The 2,987-nt window shown below is 72.9% G+C and carries 4 protein-coding genes and 1 pseudogene; 1 reads left to right on the top strand and 4 read right to left on the bottom strand.

Translation table 11 applies throughout. From position 1 onward, the window contains the following. From ACTS11_RS09560 to ssb, 3 genes are all read right to left on the bottom strand, one after another. On the bottom strand, positions 1–347 hold a 347-nt coding region (locus ACTS11_RS09560), incomplete at its 3' end, for a SurA N-terminal domain-containing protein (RefSeq protein ID WP_442640090.1). A gap of 91 nt (positions 348–438) precedes the next feature. Next, on the bottom strand, positions 439–1,626 hold the full coding sequence (locus ACTS11_RS09565) for an aminotransferase (RefSeq protein ID WP_442640091.1): 1,188 nt from the start codon (positions 1,624–1,626) through the stop codon (positions 439–441). A gap of 43 nt (positions 1,627–1,669) precedes the next feature. Then, positions 1,670–2,179: a single-stranded DNA-binding protein gene (gene ssb, locus ACTS11_RS09570; RefSeq protein WP_442640092.1), complete on the bottom strand. Its 510-nt coding sequence runs from the start codon at positions 2,177–2,179 to the stop codon at positions 1,670–1,672. A gap of 295 nt (positions 2,180–2,474) precedes the next feature. On the opposite strand from ssb, the gene ACTS11_RS09575 reads away from it, so the two are divergent. Further along, positions 2,475–2,777, top strand: a complete 303-nt coding sequence (locus ACTS11_RS09575; protein WP_442640093.1) for a hypothetical protein — start codon at positions 2,475–2,477, stop codon at positions 2,775–2,777. Between the two features lie 5 nt (positions 2,778–2,782). Here the strand turns inward: ACTS11_RS09575 and ACTS11_RS09580 are convergent. Continuing rightward, a pseudogene (locus ACTS11_RS09580) lies at positions 2,783–2,987 on the bottom strand (acetolactate synthase small subunit); the annotation flags it as partial.

Consider the following 2,987-nt stretch of genomic DNA (forward strand, 5'->3'; position numbering starts at 1 on the left):
ATCTGGCGCGCGACCTCCTCGTCGCCGAGCGACAGGCCCATGCGCTGCGCCTCGTGCGCCAGCGCGGCGCGCGCGACGAGCGAGCGGAGCACCGCCTCGTCGACGCCCTGCGCGCGCAACTGGGCGAGGTTCACCGGCGTCTGGGTCTGGGCGATGCGGGCGCGGATCTCGTTCTGGAGCGCGCGGGCGTAGTCCTGCGCCGTGATCTCCACGTCGCCGACCCGGCCCACGCGGCTCGCGCCCCCGCCGAACGAGCCGATGCCGAAGCCCGCGAGCGCGACGAAAAGCAGGCCGAGGATGATCCAGACGAAGATGTTGGAGAGCTTCTTGCCGGCCGTTCTCGCCATGGTGCTGGTCCTCTTGCCCGGGGCCGCAGATGGTGTTCCGGCGTGACTTACGCGCTCGGGCGCGGGCGGGCAAGGGCCGCGGAACCGCGCCTCAACGGCCGAGCGCGGCGATCCGGTCGCAGACCTCGGCGAGGCCGGCCGCGTCGGCATTGGCGAAGGCGATCCGGAGCGTCGCCTCGGCCTGCCCGTCGCCGCCCTCGGACCTGAGGGGGCCGAACATCGTGCCGGGAAGCGTGAGGATGTGCGCCTCGTCGACGAGGCGGCGCGCGACGACGTCCGAGGGCGCGTCGAACGGGTGGCGGGCATAGGCGAAATAGGCGCCGCAGCCCAGCAGTTCCCACCCCGGCAGGCGCTGGAACCCGGCGCGCACCGCGTCGCGCCGCGCGAGGATCTCGGCCCGCTCGCCCGCGAGCCAGTCCGCGAGGTTCCGCATCCCCCAGAGCGCGCCGATCTGGCCCACCTGCGGCGGGCAGATCGCGACGGTGTCGAGGAACTTCTCCACCTCGGCGAGCCGCGCCCCGGACGCCATGATCGCCCCGACGCGGTGGCCGGTCAGGCGATAGGCCTTGGAGAAGGAATAGAGGTGGATGAGCGTGTCGTCCCAGGCGGGATCGGCGAAGAGGTCGTGCGGGGCGCCATCCTGTCCGAGGAAGTCGCGGTAGGTCTCGTCCACGATCAGCGCGATGCCGCGGGCGCGGGCGAGCTCGAGGAAGGCGCGGATCGTCTCCGGCGGATACTCGACGCCCGCGGGGTTGTTCGGCGTCACGAGGACGATGGCCCTCGTGCGCTCGGTGATCAGCGCCGCCGCCCGCACCGGATCGGGCAGGAGGTCGTCGCCCGTCGGCAGCACCTGCGTGCCGATGCCCGACATGTCGAGCCACATCTTGTGGTTGAAGTAGTAGGGCAGGGGCAGGATCACCGCGTCGCCCGGCGCGGCGAGCGTCGCCATCGCCGCGCAGAAGGCCTGGTTGCAGCCCGCCGTGATCGCGACCTGGCCCGGGCGGACCGTGCCGCCGTAGAAGGCGGACCATTGCGCGGCCAGTTCCTCGCGCAGCTCCGGCAGGCCGAGGACGGGGCCGTAGAGATGCGCGGAGGGCCGCGTGACAAGCGCCTCGGCCATCGCGCGGGCGAGCGCCTCGGGCGGCGGATCGACCGGAGCGGCCTGGCTGAGGTTGATGAGCGGCTTCTCCGGAGGGAAGTCGCGCCCCGCGATCCAGCGGCGCGCCTCCATGACCGGGGGCGGGAAGGTCGCCGCCATGTTGGGGTTGATCGGGTGCATCGTGCTCGGGGGGCTGCGGGGTGGCGGGGCGGAGGCCCCCGGCTCAGAACGGGATCTCGTCGTCCATGTCGTTGCCGCCGCCGCCCGAGCCGCCGCCATAGCCGCCGCGGTCGTCCGGGAAGCCGCCGCCGCGGTCGTCGGAATACCCGCCGCGTCCGCCGCCGCCGCCGTAGTCGCCACCGCCGCCGCCACCGCCGCCGTCACGGCCGTCGAGCATGGTCAGTTCGCCGCCGTAGGGGCGCAGCACCACTTCGGTCGAATAGCGGTCCTGGCCGGACTGGTCCTGCCACTTGCGGGTCTCGAGCTTGCCCTCGATGTAGACCTTGGAGCCCTTCTTCAGGTACTGCTCGGCGACCTTCACGAGGTTCTCGTTGAAGATGGCGACGGTGTGCCACTCGGTCCGTTCCTTGCGCTCGCCGGTGTTGCGGTCGCGCCAGGTCTCGGAGGTGGCGATGCGCAGGTTGCAGACCTTGCCGCCGTTCTGGAAGCTCCGCACCTCGGGGTCGCGGCCGAGATTGCCGATCAGGATCACCTTGTTGACGGAGCCGGCCATGTTCTTCCCCCTGGTCTCGTGCAGTGCTGCCGCGGGCGATTCCGAACCCGGCGGCGTTGCGTCGTTAGATCATCCCGTCTTGGTAAATTAAAGCCTAATCCGGCCGCAGGGGGGTGCCGGGCGCGTCCGCGCGCCGTCGTCCGAAGGGCGCCGCACCGGCGCCGGCCCGCCGATGCGGCCCACATCCCTGCGCGGGGCCTCGCCGAGCGCGCGGGTCCGCCCGGAACAGGGGGCTGCGCCGCGCGCCGTCCCGTGGCAGGGGAAGTCCCCGACCCGCAGCAACAGGGAGACGACCATGTTCCGCAGGACATCCCGCGCCGACCCGTTCCGCCGCACCCGCCGGGAGGGCTGGCCGGTCGCGCCCGTTGTTCTCGCCGGCCTCGTCCTCGGCGCGCTGATGGGCGGGGGCCTCGCGCTCAACCGCGATGACCCGCTCGACGCCGACCGCGACGGCAGGGTCAGCCGCGCCGAGCTGGCCGCGGTCATGCCCGATCTCGGGCGCGCGAGCTTCGACGCGATGGACGCGGATGGCGACGGCGTGCTCGACCCGGCCGAGCTCGCCGCCGCGCGGGACGCGGGCCGGATCGGCGGGAGCTGAGCCCGTCAGACGCCGCGCGCGATGGCGGCGACGCCGGTGCGGGCGAGGCGCACCTCGCCGAGCGGGCGCATCAGTTCGGTGAAGGCGTCCACCTTCTCGGGCGTGCCGGTGATCTCGAAGACGAAGCTCTGGAGCGTCGAGTCGACCACGTTGGCGCGGAAGATCTCGGCGATGCGCAGCGCCTCGACCCGGTGCTCGCCCTTGGCGATG

Source organism: Roseicyclus sp., from assembly GCF_052168335.1.
GTDB lineage: Bacteria > Pseudomonadota > Alphaproteobacteria > Rhodobacterales > Rhodobacteraceae > Roseibacterium.